General features: G+C 50.2%; 22 protein-coding genes. 3 read left to right on the top strand and 19 right to left on the bottom strand.

The genetic code is table 11. The features are described from left to right. Positions 1-21: 21 nt before the first annotated feature. The 8 genes from C7R91_RS02055 to C7R91_RS02020 all read right to left on the bottom strand — a co-directional run bounded on the left by C7R91_RS02055 (position 22) and on the right by C7R91_RS02020 (position 8,103). Positions 22-1,764 (bottom strand): ABC transporter ATP-binding protein, encoded by a 1,743-nt coding sequence (locus tag C7R91_RS02055; RefSeq protein ID WP_236697798.1) that lies wholly within the window; start codon positions 1,762-1,764, stop codon positions 22-24. Further along, a complete protein-coding gene (locus C7R91_RS02050; RefSeq protein WP_047068617.1) occupies positions 1,727-3,565 on the bottom strand; it encodes an ABC transporter ATP-binding protein in 1,839 nt (612 codons plus the stop codon). Before C7R91_RS02050 ends, C7R91_RS02055 begins: the two co-directional genes overlap by 38 nt. A gap of 206 nt (positions 3,566-3,771) precedes the next feature. Further along, the gene (locus C7R91_RS02045; RefSeq protein WP_047068137.1) at positions 3,772-4,053 is read right to left on the bottom strand and encodes a hypothetical protein; all 282 of its coding nucleotides are present in this window, start codon (positions 4,051-4,053) and stop codon (positions 3,772-3,774) included. Between the two features lie 226 nt (positions 4,054-4,279). Further along, positions 4,280-4,996, bottom strand: a complete 717-nt coding sequence (locus tag C7R91_RS02040) for a C39 family peptidase (protein WP_083995019.1) — start codon at positions 4,994-4,996, stop codon at positions 4,280-4,282. Between the two features lie 109 nt (positions 4,997-5,105). Further along, positions 5,106-5,456 carry a YolD-like family protein gene (locus C7R91_RS02035; RefSeq protein ID WP_047068140.1) on the bottom strand — a complete coding sequence of 117 codons (351 nt, stop codon included), beginning with the start codon at positions 5,454-5,456 and terminating at the stop codon, positions 5,106-5,108. After that, on the bottom strand, positions 5,453-5,824 hold the full coding sequence (locus C7R91_RS02030) for a YhjD family protein (RefSeq protein ID WP_047068143.1): 372 nt from the start codon (positions 5,822-5,824) through the stop codon (positions 5,453-5,455). The genes C7R91_RS02035 and C7R91_RS02030 overlap by 4 nt, the downstream gene beginning before the upstream one ends. Next, complete coding sequence (locus tag C7R91_RS02025) at positions 5,821-7,062, bottom strand: DNA polymerase IV (RefSeq protein WP_047068145.1); 1,242 nt, start codon at positions 7,060-7,062, stop codon at positions 5,821-5,823. The genes C7R91_RS02030 and C7R91_RS02025 overlap by 4 nt, the downstream gene beginning before the upstream one ends. A 171-nt stretch (positions 7,063-7,233) precedes the next feature. Next, a complete protein-coding gene (locus C7R91_RS02020) occupies positions 7,234-8,103 on the bottom strand; it encodes an AraC family transcriptional regulator (RefSeq protein ID WP_047068147.1) in 870 nt (289 codons plus the stop codon). A gap of 120 nt (positions 8,104-8,223) precedes the next feature. Between C7R91_RS02020 and C7R91_RS02015 the strand changes: the two genes are divergently transcribed. Continuing rightward, a complete protein-coding gene (locus C7R91_RS02015; protein ID WP_047068149.1) occupies positions 8,224-8,586 on the top strand; it encodes a VOC family protein in 363 nt (120 codons plus the stop codon). A 20-nt stretch (positions 8,587-8,606) separates the two neighbouring features. Further along, positions 8,607-9,092, top strand: a complete 486-nt coding sequence (locus C7R91_RS02010) for a GNAT family N-acetyltransferase (protein WP_047068151.1) — start codon at positions 8,607-8,609, stop codon at positions 9,090-9,092. Here the strand turns inward: C7R91_RS02010 and C7R91_RS02005 are convergent. From C7R91_RS02005 to C7R91_RS01970, 8 genes are all read right to left on the bottom strand, one after another. Continuing rightward, complete coding sequence (locus C7R91_RS02005) at positions 9,089-10,618, bottom strand: hypothetical protein (RefSeq protein ID WP_236697799.1); 1,530 nt, start codon at positions 10,616-10,618, stop codon at positions 9,089-9,091. The genes C7R91_RS02010 and C7R91_RS02005 overlap by 4 nt on opposite strands. A gap of 125 nt (positions 10,619-10,743) precedes the next feature. Next, positions 10,744-12,798 carry an ATP-dependent DNA helicase RecG gene (gene recG, locus C7R91_RS02000; protein ID WP_047068153.1) on the bottom strand — a complete coding sequence of 685 codons (2,055 nt, stop codon included), beginning with the start codon at positions 12,796-12,798 and terminating at the stop codon, positions 10,744-10,746. A 1-nt stretch (position 12,799) separates the two neighbouring features. Continuing rightward, positions 12,800-13,684 carry an L-serine ammonia-lyase, iron-sulfur-dependent, subunit alpha gene (sdaAA, locus tag C7R91_RS01995; protein WP_047068155.1) on the bottom strand — a complete coding sequence of 295 codons (885 nt, stop codon included), beginning with the start codon at positions 13,682-13,684 and terminating at the stop codon, positions 12,800-12,802. A 38-nt stretch (positions 13,685-13,722) separates the two neighbouring features. Then, positions 13,723-14,388 (bottom strand): L-serine ammonia-lyase, iron-sulfur-dependent subunit beta, encoded by a 666-nt coding sequence (gene sdaAB / locus C7R91_RS01990; RefSeq protein ID WP_047068157.1) that lies wholly within the window; start codon positions 14,386-14,388, stop codon positions 13,723-13,725. Between the two features lie 250 nt (positions 14,389-14,638). Continuing rightward, complete coding sequence (locus C7R91_RS01985) at positions 14,639-15,130, bottom strand: hypothetical protein (protein ID WP_047068159.1); 492 nt, start codon at positions 15,128-15,130, stop codon at positions 14,639-14,641. Positions 15,131-15,236: 106 nt separating this feature from the next. Beyond that, positions 15,237-16,094, bottom strand: a complete 858-nt coding sequence (locus C7R91_RS01980; protein WP_047068161.1) for a DegV family protein — start codon at positions 16,092-16,094, stop codon at positions 15,237-15,239. 47 nt (positions 16,095-16,141) lie between these two features. Next, positions 16,142-17,848, bottom strand: a complete 1,707-nt coding sequence (locus C7R91_RS01975) for a DAK2 domain-containing protein (protein ID WP_047068163.1) — start codon at positions 17,846-17,848, stop codon at positions 16,142-16,144. A 13-nt stretch (positions 17,849-17,861) separates the two neighbouring features. Beyond that, the gene (locus C7R91_RS01970) at positions 17,862-18,227 is read right to left on the bottom strand and encodes an Asp23/Gls24 family envelope stress response protein (RefSeq protein ID WP_007728362.1); all 366 of its coding nucleotides are present in this window, start codon (positions 18,225-18,227) and stop codon (positions 17,862-17,864) included. Between the two features lie 248 nt (positions 18,228-18,475). Here C7R91_RS01970 and rpmB point away from each other — a divergent pair, with 248 nt between their 5' ends. Next, entirely contained in the window at positions 18,476-18,664 is a 189-nt protein-coding gene (gene rpmB, locus C7R91_RS01965) for a 50S ribosomal protein L28 (RefSeq protein WP_005831020.1), read from the top strand. Positions 18,665-18,762: 98 nt separating this feature from the next. On the opposite strand, the gene spoVM is transcribed toward rpmB, so the two are convergent. From spoVM to thiT, 3 genes are all read right to left on the bottom strand, one after another. Next, the gene (gene spoVM / locus C7R91_RS01960) at positions 18,763-18,846 is read right to left on the bottom strand and encodes a stage V sporulation protein SpoVM (protein ID WP_005831022.1); all 84 of its coding nucleotides are present in this window, start codon (positions 18,844-18,846) and stop codon (positions 18,763-18,765) included. Positions 18,847-18,869: 23 nt separating this feature from the next. Continuing rightward, a complete protein-coding gene (locus C7R91_RS29220) occupies positions 18,870-19,043 on the bottom strand; it encodes a hypothetical protein (RefSeq protein WP_007728365.1) in 174 nt (57 codons plus the stop codon). 188 nt (positions 19,044-19,231) lie between these two features. Next, a complete protein-coding gene (thiT, locus tag C7R91_RS01955; protein ID WP_047068166.1) occupies positions 19,232-19,792 on the bottom strand; it encodes an energy-coupled thiamine transporter ThiT in 561 nt (186 codons plus the stop codon). Positions 19,793-19,869: the final 77 nt, after the last annotated feature.

Below are 19,869 nucleotides of genomic sequence, written 5' to 3'. Positions count from 1 at the left end.
CTAGCGGGTTTTGGCACTGATTTATGAAGACAGTCTCCAACCGCCTGTCGCTTGTTGTAGCTTCCACAGCCTTGCATACAAACCGTTTTTCTTCACAAGCTCATCATGTTGTCCCGATTCGACGACCGTGCCATTTTCCAGCACGTAGATGTTGTCAGCATTACGGATGGTTTTCAGGCGATGAGCAATGGCAATAACCGTTCTTCCCTCGATAAGCGTATCGATCGCTTTCTGAATTTGCGCCTCGTTTTCCGGGTCGAGTGAGGCTGTTGCTTCATCCAAAAGAATGATCGGCGCATTTTTCAAGATCGCTCGGGCAATGGAAATACGCTGTTTCTCGCCGCCTGACAGCGTGCTTCCCCCTTCTCCTACGAGCGTATCATAGCCATCGGGCAGCTTCATGATAAAATCATGGCAGCACGCTTGCTTGGCCGCCTCCTCGACCTCAGCTTGGGTCGCATCCCTTTTTCCGAAGCGAATGTTGTTTGCAATCGTGTCCTGGAATAAATACACGTCCTGAAACACCATCGACACGCGAGAGAGGAGTGCCTCTGGGTCCATGTCAACAAGTGGTTGATTGCCCAGCAGAACAGTGCCTTGCGACGGGTCATAAAATCTGGCAATCAGCCGCATCACAGTGCTTTTTCCACTGCCGGACGGCCCGACCAACGCTGTAAATGAACCGACTGGCATGTGCATGCTCACGTTGTTCAGGACATTCTTTTCGAGATAGCCAAAAGAGACGCCTGTAAGCTTCACGTCGTTTTCCGCAGACGGTTGCTGCTCGCCTGTCATGATCGGCTCCGCCAACAACTGGACAATCCGCTCCCCCGCTTGCTCGTGGTAACGGAATTCCGCATAGTTGACGAGTGCAGCAGTCAATGGATCAAAGATGCGCGTTCCAACCAGCAGAAACATGACAAACGTGATCAGGTCTATTCTACCCGCTACGAGCAAATACACGCCGACCATGACCATAAGGGTGAGACCAGCTCTGATAAAAGCAATGGCGGCGAGCACAATCGGTCCCAGCAGGCCTTCGATTCGTATACTCTGCCGCATGAACTCGCGAAAGGATTGCTCCAGCCGTACAAAGCGTTCGCCGGTCAAATTGTACGCCTTGATGACGCGAATGCCGTTCAAATATTCCTGGAAGCGATTGGCGGCGTCAATTTTTGCCCGCATATGCGTCGCTCCGAGCCTGCGTTGAAGTCCCGATGTCATCAGCACCAAGAGAATCGCTATAGGGAACGCAGCAAACAGGGCCAGCGCCATGCGCCAATCCATGAAAGAAAGACCTACGATCGCCATGACAGGCATGATGATCGCCCCCAGCATTTGCGGTACGAGATGGGAAATCCCGTGCTCCACCATCGTGAAATCTCCCATCATCATATTGGCCAAATCCCCTGGGTCTCTTTTGTTCAAGTAACCGAGTGACAGCCTTCGAAGGTGCTCTGCGAGCTTGGTTCGCCCTTCTGCCGCCGTGCTGTAGGCACCGCGAAACTGTGTACGATACGCTGGAATTTCGCATAGAAACAAAAGAAGCAACGAGACTGCCATCCATCCGCATACCCACCAGAGTCGCTCGATGTTCAATAGGGCACCTGGCTGGGCAAACGGCTCAAAAATCAATCGGGCAGCCTCCACGAGCAAGGCAAACGGCACTATTTGCGCAAGGTTGGCAAGTGTCGTGTAAATAACGGGTCTGATTAGCGCCCTTGGTTTACCTGCTGTGATATTGTTCAGCATACTCACCTGCATCCACACTCCCCTTTCCCTCGCCCATTTGCCAGTCCTGCGCATTGGTGTAAGCCTTCCACATCCGGGCATATAGCCCATTTGCCTCTACCAATGATTGATGCTTGCCTCGTTCGATCAGCTTCCCTTTTTCCAGCACCAAAATTTGATCTGCATCCCGAATCGTTGACAGACGATGCGCGATAACAATGACGGTTTTGCCCTTCATCAGCTCTGCCAGAGCCAGTTGCATCTCATACTCATTTTCAGGATCAGCAAAGGCAGTCGCCTCGTCGAGGACAAGAATCGGTGCGTTTTTCAGAATCGCCCGTGCGACCGCCACACGCTGTTCTTCTCCCCCGGACAAGTAGACTCCCCCTTCTCCGATCAGGGTGTCATAGCCTTGCGGGAGCTTTTGAATAAATTCATGGCACTGGGCTGCCTTCGCCGCTGCATAGACCTTCTCTGGCGTTGCATCTGGCAAACCGATAGCAATGTTGTTGTAAACCGTGTCGTAAAACAAAAACGTATCCTGAAAAACGAATGCTACGGTGTTCATCAAATCGGTGCTCGACAGCTCCCGGACATCTACCTGGCCAATGCGAATCGCTCCCTCCGACACATCCCAAAATCTCGGAATGAGATTTGCTACCGTAGACTTCCCTGCACCAGACGGTCCGACCAGAGCTGTCACCTGCCCGTGCTTCGCCAAAAAAGATAGGCGAGAAAGTGCCTCGCCTCCTGTTTTCCCCTCTGCTGCATAAGAAAAAGAGACGTTTTCAAATGCGACATCAAAGCTCTGTGGACGCTGGGAGCTCAGCGGTTCGGCAACGGGCTGCTCTGCCAATATCCGATCCATCCGCTCCACTCCCTCGCCAATGTCACGCAGGGTAGAAGTCAAAAACAAGAGCTTAAACATCGGGGCAGATACACCAGGCGCCATTACGAGGAAAAACAGCAGAACAGACGCAAACGCAACATTTTGCGGGTCTTGACTCAGCATGAACACCCCTACCGGGAGAATGAAGGCCGCAAATGAACTGAGGATCACCTTGAACACCAAAAATCCGTTTTGAAAATCATCCGTATGCTTGACGCAATAGTCCCGATAGGTGATCATATCCGCATAAAAGCGCCGGAAGGAATGAACCGTCTGCCCGAATACCTTGATCGCTGGCATTCCGCGTACATACTGGACCGCAGATCCGTTCATCCGTTCTAGCGAATCGTAGTACCTCTTGATATTTTCTTTCGTTTTCGCCCCGGAAAAGGTAATGATCTGCACGATTAGTCCCAGTATGATCGGCACGACGCAGGCCAGCGCCAACCAGACGTTCAAGTAAAACATCACGCCGACCATGAGCACCGTTGTCACGACTACATGCACCAAATCCGGAAGCTGATGCGCGACAAACGTCTCGACCTTTTCCACATTTTGCTCCAATGTTTTTTTGACGGCACCGGTAGATGTTCCGTTGAGCCAGCCAAGCGGCAAACGGCCGATATGCGAAGCCAATTTGACCCGCATTCCGTATAAAATGCGAAACGCTGCGATATGAGACACCATCCCGCCTGCATACATCATGACCAGACTTCCCACGAGTCCCAAAAGCGCAATAACTCCCCACTGAATCATGTATGCCCCGTCTGCCATAGCGGGAGACGCTGCATGCGTTAACAGCTCGCGTAAAATGAAGTAGACGGATGCATAAGGCACCAGCATGCATATTGCGCTTAAGGAAGACAATATTGCCGAGATGACGAGCAATCCGCGCTTCTCATCCGCAATCTCCAGCAAGCGACGCACGCCTTTTTTGGGCTGCATCCCCTCTTTGCTCTCCATTGTCGTCATTCCTGTTCTCCTCTCTCCTGCTTGCTTCTTTTGTCCTACCCCTTATCATAAGGTGATCTTCTGCCCTCTACCGCCGATTGCCGGATAGATCTTGCCCCTAGCAGGAGTATTTTTACAACAAAAAACCTTTCCCACTTGGAGACTAGCTCCCACAGGAAAGGTTGCGTTGGTTTTTTCGATTATGATTGGGCTACTTTTTCTTTCGCTTTGGTTACGATGTGGTGACCGAGCGGCAGGCCGCGCTGCTCCAGCTCATCAGCTGTCACAATATGGAGCGTCTCACTTTTACACGGCATGGGCATCAATCCGCCCAATGGACTCATCACTCTTCCGATCGTGTCTGTCTCAATGAGCACGTACAGGCCTTTTTCCTCCAATTGTTGCATGAATTCTCCCCAACGCTTGGAAGTAATTTGATCGGCGTGCTTAGTGAATATGACACCCATTTCTTGTGCTAGCATGCAAAATCTCCTTTGTTCTATCCGTCAAATATATGCTTCAAAAGATAATCTAACAATACAGGGAAACCTCCCTTCTGGCAAAATCCGTGTAAGCCAAAAAAAGACGAAAAACGGTTGTTTTTGACCGCTTTTCGTTTCAGGAATCTCACATCTTCTTCGCACACACCGTTTCAGCATGGCACGCTGTTTTTTGCGACTTGCCTTTTTCAAAGGCGCCCTTTTTTCATTATAGATAGCTGAGGGCCTGTTTACCCAGTGCTTCCCAGCTCGTTTTCATGGAGGTATGGGGCACCCGCCGCTGTTTGACTCCGGTAAGCGGATCATTGACATAGGCGTATTTTTCGTCATATCCGACCAGAAGAACCGCATGTTCATCAAAAGGAGCGACCACTTTTTTCCCGTCCTTGTACCAGCTCTCCCATTCCGTAGGCAATCTGAAATCCCCGGTAGTCCAGATGACGACAGGATGCCCGGCTGCAACACTATCCACGAGAGCCTGATACGACCCTCCCGTCAAATTGACCGTCCGTTCGCCCATATAACGTCGCAGCAACTCTTCCAATGGCTTGTTGTAAACAGCAAACCCTTTGCGCGCCCCAGTAATGTCTCCGACAAACCCTTTATTCGGATCTCCCCATTCTTTGATGTCACCGTTTATTTGTACCAATGGCTCCGGATCTTTTTTGACCTGCTCGGCCAACAGCTGCTTATCTACGTTTTGACCCGCATATTGGAGCAACATCGCCAAGCTCGTTACCTCGCATCCATATTTCAGTTCTGGTTTCTGGCTGATGATCGGAACGTCCAGAATCATTTTCGGTGGTCTCGCTTTCTGTTCCGTGTCTAAAGAGGATGGCGTCTTCTCCTGCTGCATGCGTGCGTGCGGAACGGAAAGCTGGGATTGTTCCCTATCCTCCTGCGAAACCGTACAGCCTGAGGTCATTGCGAGCAAGGCAGCCAAAACCAGTTTCCCTGTCCTTTCCAATTCGTTACACTCCTTTGGATGTTTGTCAAAGGGTTCCCGACTGGACAGGGGCTCATGTATGGAGCGCCTAGAAAACCGCTGCCAGCTCCACATGCAGCAGTCGGGCAAAAGGAACCCAGTGAATCTCAGAGCCTGCCCGAAGCTTGAGGCGTCTCGCCGCTTGATCAATATGGATAATGTGGGCAGACAGGCGGCGCGGCTCTCGCCCGTCATAATAGGTCAGCGTCAGGATGCTCTCTGTCTGGAACGCCTGCCATACCAGCTCGCTCAAGGCGCTGAGCTGCTCCTGATCCAGCTCGGGTGGTACATAGCGGCGCTCTTCTTCCTTGATGCGCAAATACATTTCCCGATGCTCCGGCAGCACAAACCGGCTGGCCACGAATACATTTTCCTTTTTGGACACGCGTTTTTCCCTCATTGCTTGTTCTCTCCTCGCTGTTCATATCGGGTCCACAAATGGACGAGCTCCTGACACTCTGCCCGCAATACCTCAATCGTATAGATCGCTTCTCGCACGTACCCGCGTTGTCGATAGTGGACGACATACATATGTCCCTGACGTCGTGAGCTGACGACTGTGCAACCTCGCTGCCGCAAGATGCGGCGCAGCTGGTGATGCTGCCGCTCCGCCCACCGCGAGAGCTCATCGAACATCATCTGATAAGAAAACTTCAACGGCACAATCCGCATCTGCCCCAGATCGGCCATGACCGCCCGAAACAAAATGCCAAATAAAATATACTGGCGTATCAATTCCTGCTCGTCAGACACCATCGGCTCCGTCACTTGTAGTGTCCTCCGATCTTACGTGCGCGCTCTTTCGCCTGTCCCGCTTCCAACACAGAGGCGGCGCGCAGGATGGCGTCCTGACCGTATCGGGTCCGGATATCATCCATGGCTTGTGCCAACGAACGCCGCTTGTGATTGTCCGTGAACAGATTGAGTTGCACCACGTTATCAGGAACAAGCTGCCCCAGATTGACCCCGATACTGCGGACGGGCGTTTCCTGCCAGTGACGGTCAAACAGAAAGCAGGCCGCTTCGTACAAAGTCATGGCATCATTCGTCTGTTCCGTGAGCTTCATCTGCCGTCCAAAGCCCGTTCCAGCAGCCAAATCGGCTCCACGACAGCCCACAGACAGAACGGAGCCCATCAGCTCCTTTTTCCGCGCCCGACGGCACACTTCTTCGCACAGCTCTAAAAGCACCACTTTGATTTCCGCTGCTGTATGGTAATCCCGAGGCAACGTCATGTGATGACCGATCCCTTTTTGTGAATCATAGGAATCCAAAGCCACGGGTGAATCGTCGATTCCGTGAGCCGTGCGCCACAGCACTTCTCCGTTTACTCCCCAATGCCGGGTGAGGATGGCTGGCCTCATATCTGCAAGCTGCCCGATCTGATAGACACCCATCCGATGAAAATGACGCTTCATGCGTGAGCCTACGCCGAACAGCTTTTCAATCGGAAGCTTCCAGAGCGTATCCGCTAACGTTTCCCGTTTGAGCCAAAAAACGCCTTCTTCCCGTTTCTTCGCGAAATTGTCGCAGGCCATCTTGGCCAGTACCTTGTTCTCCCCGATGCCTACCCGACAGTTGATCCCTGTTTCCATCCAGACGCGCTGCCGAATCTGTGCAGCCATCTGCAACGGATCACCAAACAGGTGGACGCTGCCTGTCACGTCGAGAAACTGCTCGTCGATCGAGTACGGCTCCACCTTGTCAGTAAATGCCTCGAATATGCGAGTGATTTGCATGGAGATGCGAATGTACATCTCCATGCGCGGACGAACAACAACGAGCTGGCGACACTTTTGCTGCGCCTGCCACAGTGCTTCGGCCGCGACCACTCCGTATGACTTGGCAATCGGGCACGCTGCCAGCACGACTCCGCTGCGCCGCTCTGGATCACCCGCGACGACAATCGGCTTGTTTCGCAGCTCTGGATTGGCCCCTTTCTCAATACTGGCATAAAAGCTCTGCATGTCGATCAAAAACACGATCCGCTTGTTCGCATTGGACACACGATCATCCCCTAAATAAGAACTTATGTTCTCTTGTTGCTTTGTTCTTATTATAGCAAACAAACGTTCGCTTTTATGCCTGTCTCGCGCAAAAAAAGTTGGTAATTATTTCTTCCCGGATAAGCACACGTCGGTAGGTGTTACGCCAACGAGAGCGAATCCAATAAAGGGTTACTTTTTCACGACAGGAATCCAAATTTCGCTTCGGAAGGCTGGTGATGAGGTGTCTTTATTTTCGTTCCACAAAATCTCTGGACCCTCAGCCTGTTCATAACCGGAGGATAAAAACCATTCCGAATAAACCCGAGCCCAGACATCTTGCAGCGTATCAGGAAAAGGACCCACTGCTTCGAAGACCGCCCAGGTGGAAGCAGGAACTTCAAGTGCTGCCATGTTGTCTGGACAAGCCTTTGCAGTGGCTACGCCGATATAGTGATCGAGTTCTCCATATTCCAGCCGACCTTCTGAAAAGTTCGTGGACGCACTGATCAGTCCAAGTGGTTCGACATCGGATAGCGACTTCAGTTGCTGAATCGTCTCCATATCTAATGAAGCCCACATAGCCGCAATCTCTGGATTGACTCCACGATAAATCAACGGAACTCTTTTTTTCAGGCCTACAATGCGAAATGCCTCTTTTTCTTCCATGCGGTAGTTCATGGCACTGCCTCCTTTAATGGATAGATGAAAGGTCATTCGCGGATAAGCCTTCAAGGATTGGCCGCTGTGTCTGGCTTCTGTCGGAGTGATTCCATGCACATTCTGAAAAGCTCTGGCAAAGGAATCAGCCGATCCGTATCCGTATTTGATCGCAATGTCAATGACCCGCTCGTTGCTGTCCGCAAGCTCAAAAGCTGCAAGAGTAATGCGCCGACGCCGGATGTACTCGGATAGTGGAACACCAGCGAGAAAAGAAAACATCCTTTTGAAGTGATACTCGGAGCAGCAAGCCACCCGAGCGATTTCTTTATAGTCAATCTCGCTCGTCAAATTGTCTTCGATGTAGTCCAGAGCCTCATTCAGCTTTGCAAGCAAATCCATGGTAATGACCTCCCTTTCCCCCTCAGAATAGCAGATGCAAAATCGGGCGATCCGACATTTCGTGCACGATGATGACGGGTCGACCTTGTAAAAAACACCAATGAAAGGAGCTCTGTCACAATGACAACGCCTTCCCCTCTGCTCCCCCAAATCGGAGCTATTTTTGTAGCCGTCAGCGACATCGAGCGCGCACGCGACTGGTACTGCCGTCTCTTGGGCACTCCCGCAGACGGTGAAATTATGTTCGGGCATATATACTGCATTCCCTTGCAGGGCGGACTGACGCTCGTTCTGGACAGCAAAATCTTTCCGAAGCGCATCACAGATGATGCCCCCTTGTTTCATTTCAACACACAGGATATCGAAGCCTCTTATGCATTTCTCAAAGAGAGCGGAGTCGAAGTCGTCGTTCCGATCCAGCATGGCCACTGGTTCAACTTCCGCGATCCCGACGGCAATCTGATCATGCTAAGCCAATGTTAAATAGAAGAGGAGATACACGCATGACCATCCACTTGCGCCGAACTACACCGGCAGACATTCCATTCGTATGCGAAGTAGAAAATGCGCCAGAGAATACCCCGTTCATTATTCCGTGGAGCGAAGTTCGGCACCACAACGCTCTTGGCGACCCGGACATCCTCCATATGATTGCCGAAAAAAAAGAAACAGGCCACCCCGTCGGCTACGTCATCATCGCCGGGCTGACCAATCCTCATCAAAGTATTGAGCTTATGCGTATTACAATCGCAGTGAAGGGAAAGGGCTACGGTCGCAACATCCTGCGTCAGATCAAGCATTGGGCATTCATGGAGCAAAAAGCTCATCGACTCTGGCTGGATGTAAAAGAAACGAACGACCGCGCCCGCAGCCTTTACCTATCAGAAGGGTTTCACATAGAGGGCACCTTGCGCGATTGCCTGAAATCGGGCGATACTTACGAATCCTTGATCATTTTATCAATGCTGGCAACGGAATTTGACGCCTAGGGGGCAAATGTGTCTGGAGTCGTGACATACAGCCATTTTCCGTCGTTGCTAGCTCCCAAAATCGACACGTTTGCTGGCAGTCCTTTCACCAGCACAGATTGTTGCTTACGATCAGCATCGAACAGGAAGAGTGACGACACGGACTCCGCTCCTTGTTCAGCTTTTTCCCAATCGATATAAACCAAATGGTGAGTGCCTGGAATCCATATCGCTTCTGGCTTCATTTCCATCAGTTTGACGTCGCCCTTAAACACCCCTGCATTCCAATACATCTGATAGGCGCCATCCGTCGACTGGATATAGCCAGACCACGCTTCTTTGGGAACCGGTGGATTCCAGCTGATCACCTTGCCTGACTGCCAATCGTAGCGATGACGAAGCTCTTCGAAGCTATCTTCCTCTGTTCTCATTTCAAACGTCGCGTAACGTCCATCATCCATAAAACTGACGGGCTGGACTTGCCCATTCATCTCGTCTGTTGGAACCCATCCTTTGATGACACCAGAGAGGCGCCGTTCTTTTCCAGTCGCCAAATCATACACGACCAGATCGAGATCCTTTTTCTGTTCGGTCTTGCCTACTGCCATCAATACATGCTTGCGATCATGGCTAAAGCTGGCTCCGTGTACGTATCCATCTACCTTGATACGAATGGCAAACTCGCTTTTCGGTACATCTGTCCCTTTCGGTGGATGAGCGAAAAAGAAGCCGCGACGATCTGCCATGAAGTCGCCTGCACCTCTATAGTTGTCAGTGAGCTCCACTGGATAAGCCGTCAGCGCTTTTGTCTGTGTGTCATAAATCGAATACAGCATGGGGAAACGAGCATCGCACTCGCAATATTCTGTAAATCGCTCCAGCAACACATACCGTGCCTCAGGGTCGATAAACTGCATGGGAGTCCTGACGGCAAAGTCCGTCATTTTTTCTTTCACCTTGCCATCGACTGATACTCGCCAAATCTGAGACGGAGCAAACACCACTGCCGCGAAATCATTCGTATCGTCAAATACGGTTCCCTTTACCGTCTTCGCTCCTGCTACGCTTACCACATATTCTGTCCAGCTTCTGTCCTTGGCAAGCGTATCAGGAAGGGTAGCCAGCAATTGCAGTTGACGATCGTGCACCCAGTGATACGTAAAAATCGGTTCCACGAAACCCAAGTCCTCTTCTTTGGTCTCTTTCTGGGCATTTTTTCGTATGGCCTCTTCGACTGTCCCACGGTTCACGGCTTCTTTAAAGAAGAGGGTGTACGCCTGTGGTGCAGGTCCTACGACTGTTCTTCGAGGAGAGCGGAGCTGTGGAGCATCGTTTAGCTGAATGACCACGTCTTCTTTCATCGCCGCGTAGTCGTAAGGCAATTCCTTTTGCTTCCATTCCTTTATCGTTTGGCTTGTCGTATGGGATGGACCAGTCTGAGCAATCCGACTGTCCGTGGAAGTTGCTTGCGCGAAGTCGGATCCTGTCATGATAAGCAATGCGAACACAATGGACGTACTCATTCCTCGAATTTTTCGCAAAGACAAAAAACTCGCCTCGCTTCCTAGAAAAATTTACCTTACAGAGGATAGACGTCGATGGCCTGCTTAAGGTTTCACCCCACAAAAGAAAAAGCCTCCCCACACGCTTGAAGTGGAAAGGCCTTCCTTTCTTAATCGAAGACGACACCGTCCAGTACGCCCTCATTTTTCAAATAGTCACGCAGCCAGTGATACTTTTCGTCCCGCCAGAAAGAATCCTCTGCTACCAGCTTGACAGTCTCCTGTCTCGCTACCTCCAGCGCTTTGTAATCACTTAATAAATCAGCGACTTTAAACTCCGGCAAGCCACTCTGCTTTGTTCCGAAAAAATCACCCGGTCCGCGCAATTCCAAATCGCGCTGCGACAGCTCAAATCCATCCGTCGTCTCGCACATGACACGCATCCGCTCTTTTCCGATCTCGGATTTTGGATCGGCGATCAGCACACAATACGACTGTTCAGAGCCACGTCCTACCCGCCCACGCAATTGGTGAAGCTGAGCAAGACCAAACCGCTCCGCATCATAAATCACCATATAGGTGGCATTCGGCACATTCACACCGACCTCTACGACCGTTGTACTGACCAGGACAGCGTGCTCTGCCGCAAGAAAGGCTTGCATGACAGCATCCTTTTCCTTCGCTGGCAGTCGCCCATGCATCAGGCCCACGCCGAATTCAGGGAAAATGTGTGTGAGCTGAGCATGTACATCAATCGCATTTTGCACATCGAGCTTTTCGGATTCCTCAATGAGTGGACAAATGACGTACGCCTGCCGCCCTTTGCGCAGCTCATCCCGCATTTGCTCCAGCACAGCCGGAAACTGATCATGCTTTTTCCATGTCGTCTCAATTGGTTTGCGCCCCGCAGGCATTTGATCAATCGTCGAGACGTCCATGTCGCCAAATGCCGTAATTGCCAGTGTTCTCGGAATTGGCGTTGCAGTCATAAACAAGACATCAGGCGACAAGCCTTTATTCCGTAAAATTCGCCGCTGCTCCACACCGAATCGGTGCTGCTCGTCCGTAATCACGAGACCAAGACGGGAGAAAAAGACGTCCTCTTGAATGAGCGCATGGGTACCGACTACGACATCGATTAACCCCATTTGCAGAGAGCCGATGACTTCGCGTCTACGTTTCGCCGTCAGCGAGCCAGATAAGAGCGCGACCTGAATGCCGTAATCGGACAAGAGCTTCGTCAACGACTGCACATGCTGCTCGGCGAGAATCTCCGTCGGTACCATCAGCGCTCCCTGATAACCGGCTTTCACCGCAGCAATTAGCGCAATGGCGGCTACGACGGTTTTCCCCGAGCCTACGTCCCCTTGCAGCAGCCGATTCATCGCATGAGGGGCCCGCATGTCGTCCAAAATTTCTTTTACCACTCGCTTCTGCGCATCTGTCAGCGGGAACGGTAAGCCTTTGACAAATTCCCGTACCTCTTCCATCGGAATCTCCAAAGCTACGCCTTCTGTTTGCTGCCGATTGATTTTGCGCAGTGTTTGCATTTTTAACTGAAATAAGAAAAGCTCCTCGAACATAATCCGTCGCCGCGCTTGACGACCATCTTCCGCATTTTCAGGAAAATGAATCGAATGAAAAGCATGCATCCGCGGCATCAGTCGGTAGCGCTCCACGATATCCGCAGGAAGGATCTCAGGAATCTCCTTGCCATATTGACGCAACGCCTGTTGAATGGTTTTTCGCAGCAGGGTATGCGTCATATCGCCGCCAAGCGGATAGACAGGGGCAAGCTCGCCTCGTTTTGTCGCGCGTTCGGAGTCTACTTCTGTCATCTCGCTTACAGTGATTTGTAGCTTGTGCTTGTCCCATTTTCCTGTGACGAGTATTTCCTTGCCTGGCGACAGTCTGCTTTTAACAAACGTCTGATTGAACCAGACAGCCGTCACCACGACACGATCCATGACAACCTTGACGGACAGTCGTGATTTTCTTTTTCCATAAAAACGAACAGAGGGTTCGCCGTACACCGTACCTGCCAGCGTGACCCTCTCTCCGTCTTTTACTTCTGTCAAATCGCGCACACGGTAATCTTCATAGCGAGACGGGAAATACTCCAGCAAATCACCGATGCTGTTGATTCCCAGTCCTGCAAATGCCTTCGCCCGCTCTTCCCCTACCCCGTGCAAAAGGGAGACGGGCGATTGATATGCACCAGCCATCTTACTTCTCCATCCGTACGCCGAACACTTTGGCTTCGATCATGCGTCCCGTTTGCGTAGCAGCAAGACCACCTTGTGCAGTTTCTTTCAGCGTAGTCGGCATGGCGCAGCCGATTCGGTACATGGCATCGATGACTTCATCTGTCGGGATTACGCTCTTGATGCCTGCCATTGCCATATCTGCGGCTACCGTCGCAATCGCTGCTCCCATCGCATTTCGTTTGACACATGGTACTTCAACCAGTCCGGCTACGGGGTCACAGACCAGACCGAGCATATTTTTCAACGCGATCGCCACTGCTTGGGCAGATTCCTCAGGCGTACCGCCAGCCATTTCTACAATTGCCGCAGCGGCCATGGCTGTTGCAGAGCCTACCTCTGCCTGGCAACCACCCGCAGCGCCCGAAATGAATGCGTTATTGGCAATGCAATACCCGATAGCGCCTGCTGTGAACAAATAGTTGACCATTTCCTCGCGGGTTGGCTGTAGCTTGTCAGATACGGCAAACAACGTCCCTGGTACAATGCCGCATGCTCCTGCTGTAGGTGTTGCGACAATCGTACCCATCGCAGCATTTACTTCGTTAACCGCTACAGACATCGAGACGGCATTCAAAAGTGTAGGACCGGACAAAAACGTCTTGGTCTCCATATATGTTTGCAGCTTCTTCGCATCGCCGCCCGTCAATCCGCTATGCGAGCGAATGTCTTCGGTAAGCCCGCGACGCACTGCTTTTTCCATTACATCGAGGTTGGCGTACATATCTTGCATAATGGCATCCCGACTACGCTGGGAAACTTCCATTTCTGCTTCAATCATCACCTCGGAGATCTTCTTCCCCTGGGATTCGGCCAACTCCACTAGTTCAGCCACATTACGAAACATCTGGTTGTTCACTCCTCTAATCCTGCTCGTCCTTTTGCTTAGTTCAATGCGAGCAGGGATACGTCAAAGATATGCGGGATTTGACGAATTTCCTCCAGGACTTCCGGGGAGATCGTCGAATCCGTTTCGATTGCCATCAAAGCACGCGAACCGCGTGTGTGTCGAGACACTTCCATAAGCCCCACATTAATGTTGTGCTGGGTTAGCACCTTTGCCACAGCTGCAATCATCCCAAAGCGATCCTCATGCAAGACCAAGAGCGTCGGTGTATCGAAGCCCAACTGAAAGGAAAACCCGTTCACTTCCAACACTTCGATCTTCCCGCCACCAATGGAGACACCAACGATTTCAATCTGATGCTCATCATCAGACAGCTTGATCCGCGCCGTATTCGGGTGCTCTGTCAAAACATCAGAAGTGGACAACTCCACTTCCATGCCAGCTTTTTCTGCGATCACCAGCGAATTTTTCAGACGCAAATCCGACGTGTCAAAGTCAAGAATTCCTGCCACTGTTGCCACATCAGAACCATGTCCTTGATATGTTTTTGCAAATGAGCCGTAAAAAACAATTTCTGCTCGCAAAGGCATTCTGCCTAACAGCTTGCGAGCCACACGACCGATACGAGCTGCACCAGCCGTATGGGAGCTAGATGGTCCAACCATGATTGGACCGATAATATCAAATACGCTTTTGTACTTCAACCGGTTCTCCTCCTGAATCACAAGGGGTTCAACAAGATTCACTCTCATTGTATCCTACAGCCATTGAAAGCGCTACAGAGGAAACTGTACGTAAAGCAATCATAACCGATTTACGCAGACAACATGCGGTCAAATCAGGATGAATGAAAAAACTCCCACTGAGAAGACGGGGGGCGACAAGGCTAGTCAAGCCGGTAATCCTCTAAGCCACAACCAACATGGTAAGCGTTCAAATTTCATGGATTTCATTTTATTTCTTTGGAAGTGAAATTAGGAATACTTTTACGGGATCTAATTCACGGTCAAAATCGGCTTGAACATCATTTCCTTCGTTTGCTGTTTCTACTATTGGAATTCCATCATGATAAGGAAAGTGAATAAACTCGTTAATGATTGGTTCAAGCTCATCAAGGATTTCAATCTTTCCGCTAAAAGGGAGTCTATCATGAATCTGAGAGATAAGATTAAATCTTAGTTGCGAAGCCTGCCAATCGAACCAAACATATAACAGCATTCCATGATCACTATTTGATTTTAAAATTTGCTGTTGTCTATTCTCTATTACTTTATGGAAAAAGTTCATGAACTCAGAAACTGTGATCTGACTAGCTAACTGCATACTTAAAGAAATAGACCACCTATTAGCAGAAATTTCTTTATTCAAATCATCTTTATGACCGCCAATAAATAAAGAGTCATATACAATATCCTCCAACTCAATAAAAAAATCATCCTTATTCACCAAACCCCCCCTTATTTTTCATCACTTTTAAATTGTTTTAACAGAACCTCTGTATAAAAAAGAAGCCCCCTACCTCAGGGAAGCTTCTCTCTAAACCATATAATCCTTACTTATCTTTCACCATAACGAACCCAAGTAGCCCTGGACCAGTATGCGTACCGATCACGGGACCAATCTGTTCCAGCCAAGAATCCGTTACCGTAAACTCTTGCTTGAGTCGCTCCAAGAGCTCAGCCGCTTGATCTGGAACACTGCTGTGCAGCATGGCGATTTTCACAGGCTCGCCTTGCGCGTATTCCTGCAACGCTTCAAATACGCGATTCAGGGCTTTCTTCGTCCCTCGTACCTTGTCAAAAGCAGACACGTACCCAGCAGCATCCAGTGTCAAAATCGGCTTGATATTCAAGAGCGAACCGATGACGGCAGATGCTTTGCCGATCCGACCGCCTTTTTGCAGGAACTCCAGTGTATCCACAATAAAGTATACCTGCACCTCATCCAAATAACGATCAATCTGATCCAGAATCTGCTCCTTGTTCTTGCCTGCTTGCGCGGCTTTGGCAGCCTCCACGCAGATCATTCCATGAACAAACGAAGCTTTGCGGGAATCGATCACCGTAATGTCGATATTTTCATCCAGCATCGACTTGGCGATCATTGCTGATTGATACGTACCCGATAAGGAACTCGATAAGAGTATGGCAATGATTTGCACGTCCTTGCCATATTTCTCATAGATCGCTTTGTACGCTTCGGCAAATTCAAGCGGAGACGGCTGCGAGGTCGTCGGCATCACGCTCGATTGCTTCAGCTTATCGAAGAACTCCGAAGACGAGATAGTGACTGCGTCCACATACGTTTCCGCCCCAAACATGATTTTCAACGGGACGGCCACGATCCCCAATGACTGCCTCTCAGACGCATCGATATCAGACGCGCTGTCGGTAAGAATCACAATTGGCATTCTCGATCGCTCCTCTCCCTATTCATTCGTGTTCAAAAGTTGGCTTTTTACTCGACAGAAAAAATGAATGGATACAACGGTTGACCGCCTGCCTGAATCTCAACTTCCACATCCGGATATGAATCGGACAAAGCTTTTTCCAGAGCATGAGCCTGATCTTCTGTCGCATCTTCTCCTAAGAATATCGTAATGATTTCGGAGTCTTCATCCACCATTCCCAAGAGCAGCGTCGTTGCGCAAGCTAACAAGTCAGGACCTGCAGTGACGATTTCCTTCTCGGCCATGCCGATAAAGTCGCCTTCTTTGATTTGTACCTCACCCATCTGCGTATCACGAACCGCGTGGGTTACCATCCCTGTTTTCACCTGGGCAATCGCCTTGGTCATTGCTTGCACGTTCACTTCTGGTTCAACATCTGCACGGAAGCTGACCAGTGCTGCCAATCCCTGCGGAATGCTCTTCGTCGGTATGACTGAAACAGGAACTTCAGCGAGGTCGGATGCCTGCTGTGCAGCCATGATGATATTGCTGTTGTTTGGCAGGATGATGATGTGCTGTGCACGGAGCCCTGCGATGGCCTTCATGAAGTCCTCTGTGCTCGGGTTCATCGTTTGGCCACCCTCTACTACCACATGCACACCCATGCTACGCAGAATCGTAGCGATTCCCTCACCAGCAGCTACCGCGATCAATCCGTATGGAAGCAGATCTGTAGCAGGCTGAACAGCTGTTTCTGGCTTCGCCTGTCCCTTGCTCTCTTCCGCTTTGAGAATGTTCGCATGCTGCTCGCGCATGTTTTCTATTTTCAGTCGATGCAGGCTGCCGAATTGCTGAGCGTATTGCAGAACGCTTCCCGGATGCTCTGCATGAATATGTACCTTGACGACTTCATCATCAGAGACGACCAGTAGTGAATCGCCCATCGTATCCAGATGGCTGCGGAACAGGGCTTCAGAGAACGGCTTTTTGTTCGGCTCTGTGCTGTGCGTGACATGAACCATAAACTCCGTACAATACCCGTACGTGATGTCTTCTGTTTTCATGTGGATTTGTGCATTATGCTGCTCAGAAATCAGCTTGTCCAGCTCTTCTTGACCGATTTTAGGTACCGAGCGCTCACGATCAGCAGATAGCTCTTCCCCGCGCAATGCTCGCAAAAACCCTTCATAAATAAACAACAGACCTTGTCCACCTGAGTCGACTACGCCCACTTCTTTGAGAACAGGCAGCATTTCCGGCGTGCGCAACAGCGTAGCCTGTGCCTGCTCGTATGTTTTTTCCATGACAGAGATAATATCATCTGACGTGCGCGCTGCACGCACAGCCATCTCCGCCGCTTCACGGGCAACAGTCAAAATCGTGCCTTCTACCGGCTTCATCACTGCCTGATACGCAGAGTCAACACCAGCTTTCAAGGCATCGGCAAACTGACGGGCGTTAACCTCATCTTTTCCATTGACTGATTTGCTGAAGCCGCGGAATAACTGGGACAAAATCACGCCGGAGTTACCGCGCGCGCCCATTAACAGACCTTTCGCCAAAGCAGCAGCCGATTCAGTGATTCGGGGGGATTCTTTTCGAGTTAGCTCCTCCACACCGGAAGAGAAAGTCAAATTCATGTTTGTCCCCGTATCGCCATCCGGCACAGGAAAGACGTTTAATCCATCCACTACTCTGACGTTGTCGGATAAAAGGTTCGCCCCCAGGTAAACCATCCGGCTAAACAGCACGCCATCTAGACGCGTATGTACCAACTGATGTTCCTCCTTACATATCCCTGTCTGTACGAACTCCCTGCACAAAAATATTAACAGCAGTCACATCAATGCCTACCGTTTGCTCCAAGGTATAGCGAACACGGCGTTGAACGTTGCCTGCCACCTCGGAAATTTTCACGCCATAGCTGACGATAATGTGCATGTCCAATACTACTTCGCCATTTGTGTTATGAACGACGACACCTTTGCTCAGGTTGTCTCTTCCTAACAACTCAGCGATTCCATCTTTCAGCGCTTTGCGAGAAGCCATGCCCACAAGTCCGAAAACTTCCATGGCCGCGCCTCCAGCAATCCGTGCGATCACATCTTCTGTAACATCGATCTTTCCTAGCGATGTATTCATTTCCACTGTCATGCAAGGACTCCTCCTCTGTTAAACAGCTTGACCGTCATAGGTAAGCGTAACCATGCTTCCTTACAATTCTACACTAACACTTAATAGAAATGAAGCGTTTTGTCGATCCTATCAACCCTCCGAGAAAGACTGGGTAAATCATCTTGTCAAGTATTGCAATTGACAGCAATGTTGTGCTAATATAGTCGAGTATTTGTATTTCCCACAAAGGAAATCCCGTTTAGATGTAACAAGGGAGGTGGATCGTAATGGCACGTCGTTGCTTTGTAACAGGTAAATCTGCTAAAGCTGGAAACGCTCGCTCCCACTCCATGCGCGCAACTCGCCGCACCTGGGGTGTCAACGTACAAAAAGTGCGCATTCTCGTAAATGGAAAACCGAAGCGCGTTTATGTAAGTACTCGAGCACTGAAATCCGGTCTCGTAACTCGCGTATAGTTGATCTCAGCTATGCGAAAAAAAGCACCCTCGAGGTGCTTTTTTGCATTTCTCCCGTTTCTCCACTCTTCTCCCAAAGGAGGCTCGGGGCCGAGACTTCACTTTTTCTTGTTGAACGCCTCGATAATGCCCCGAATCATGCCACCCAGGAACTTCGGCAACTTGATGGTGTAAAACCGCATGCTACCCCTCCTCACCGAAATTACTACACACGATACAAATACACGCCGGCCCCTATGAGTGCTAATGCCAATAGGCTATACCAAACCCACGGAGGTGCCCAATACAGGAAAATGGTGATTCCCCCGACAGCCAACGCAACCCCGAGAACACGTCGCAAGGCGCCCCCCTGTCGCAGGCGATAGGAGCGCAATCCCATTTCGCGTAAGCACCTCCTTTAGGTGTTCTCAAAAACGTGCATATTACATCATATTCTGCTGTCGGATAAACATGTATCCTGCCACCTGAAAAAAGTATCTGTCTAAGAAGTAAAAAATCAGGCAACGGAACTCGCTGCCTGATTACATTATGTGGATAGTTTGTACATGATACCGATTTTTTCCTTTTTTACGCAACTCGATTGCGTGCGGGGAACAGCAGCTGCGATGCGCTGCTAAGTACAACTGTCAAAACGACTCCCGCGATGATCATTTCTGGCAGCAGATACGTGATGTTATAAAAGAGGGAATATTTCCAGGCTGGTATACCTTCTGGCGCGTAGCTGCCAAACCAAATGATACCCGATAGAAAATGGCAGACAAATCGTCCAATCACGCCGATGAAAAGGCCACTCCACAGCACCATGATTCGTTGCTTCGTCCCTTCGTAGCCAGACAGGCGAAAAAGCCCAGCGAGACCCAATACACCAAAAGCAAGCGGATAATCCAGCAACAGCTGAATCGGATGGACAACTGTACTGCCCAAGAGCAATTGAAGAAATCCGACAACAAGCCCCGTAATGACACCAGCAGCAAGTCCACGGCGAACAGCGATCAACGCGATTGGCACCATCACCAAGGACACAGAGCCACCCTGCGGCATTTCGAAAACCTTGATCTGACCAAACACAATTGCAAGAGCCGCCATCATCGCCATTTCCAACAAAATGACCAACCGTTGACGATCCAATATAGTCACTCCTCAAAATAGAATAAATAAAAATTTTTTACACGGATAATGTTACTGATTCTAGCCCAAGTCTATGC

The organism is Brevibacillus formosus (assembly GCF_003013405.1).
Classification (GTDB): domain Bacteria; phylum Bacillota; class Bacilli; order Brevibacillales; family Brevibacillaceae; genus Brevibacillus; species Brevibacillus formosus.
The sequence above is the reverse complement of the archived record's forward strand: the minus strand, read 5'-3'. Positions and strand labels throughout refer to the sequence as shown.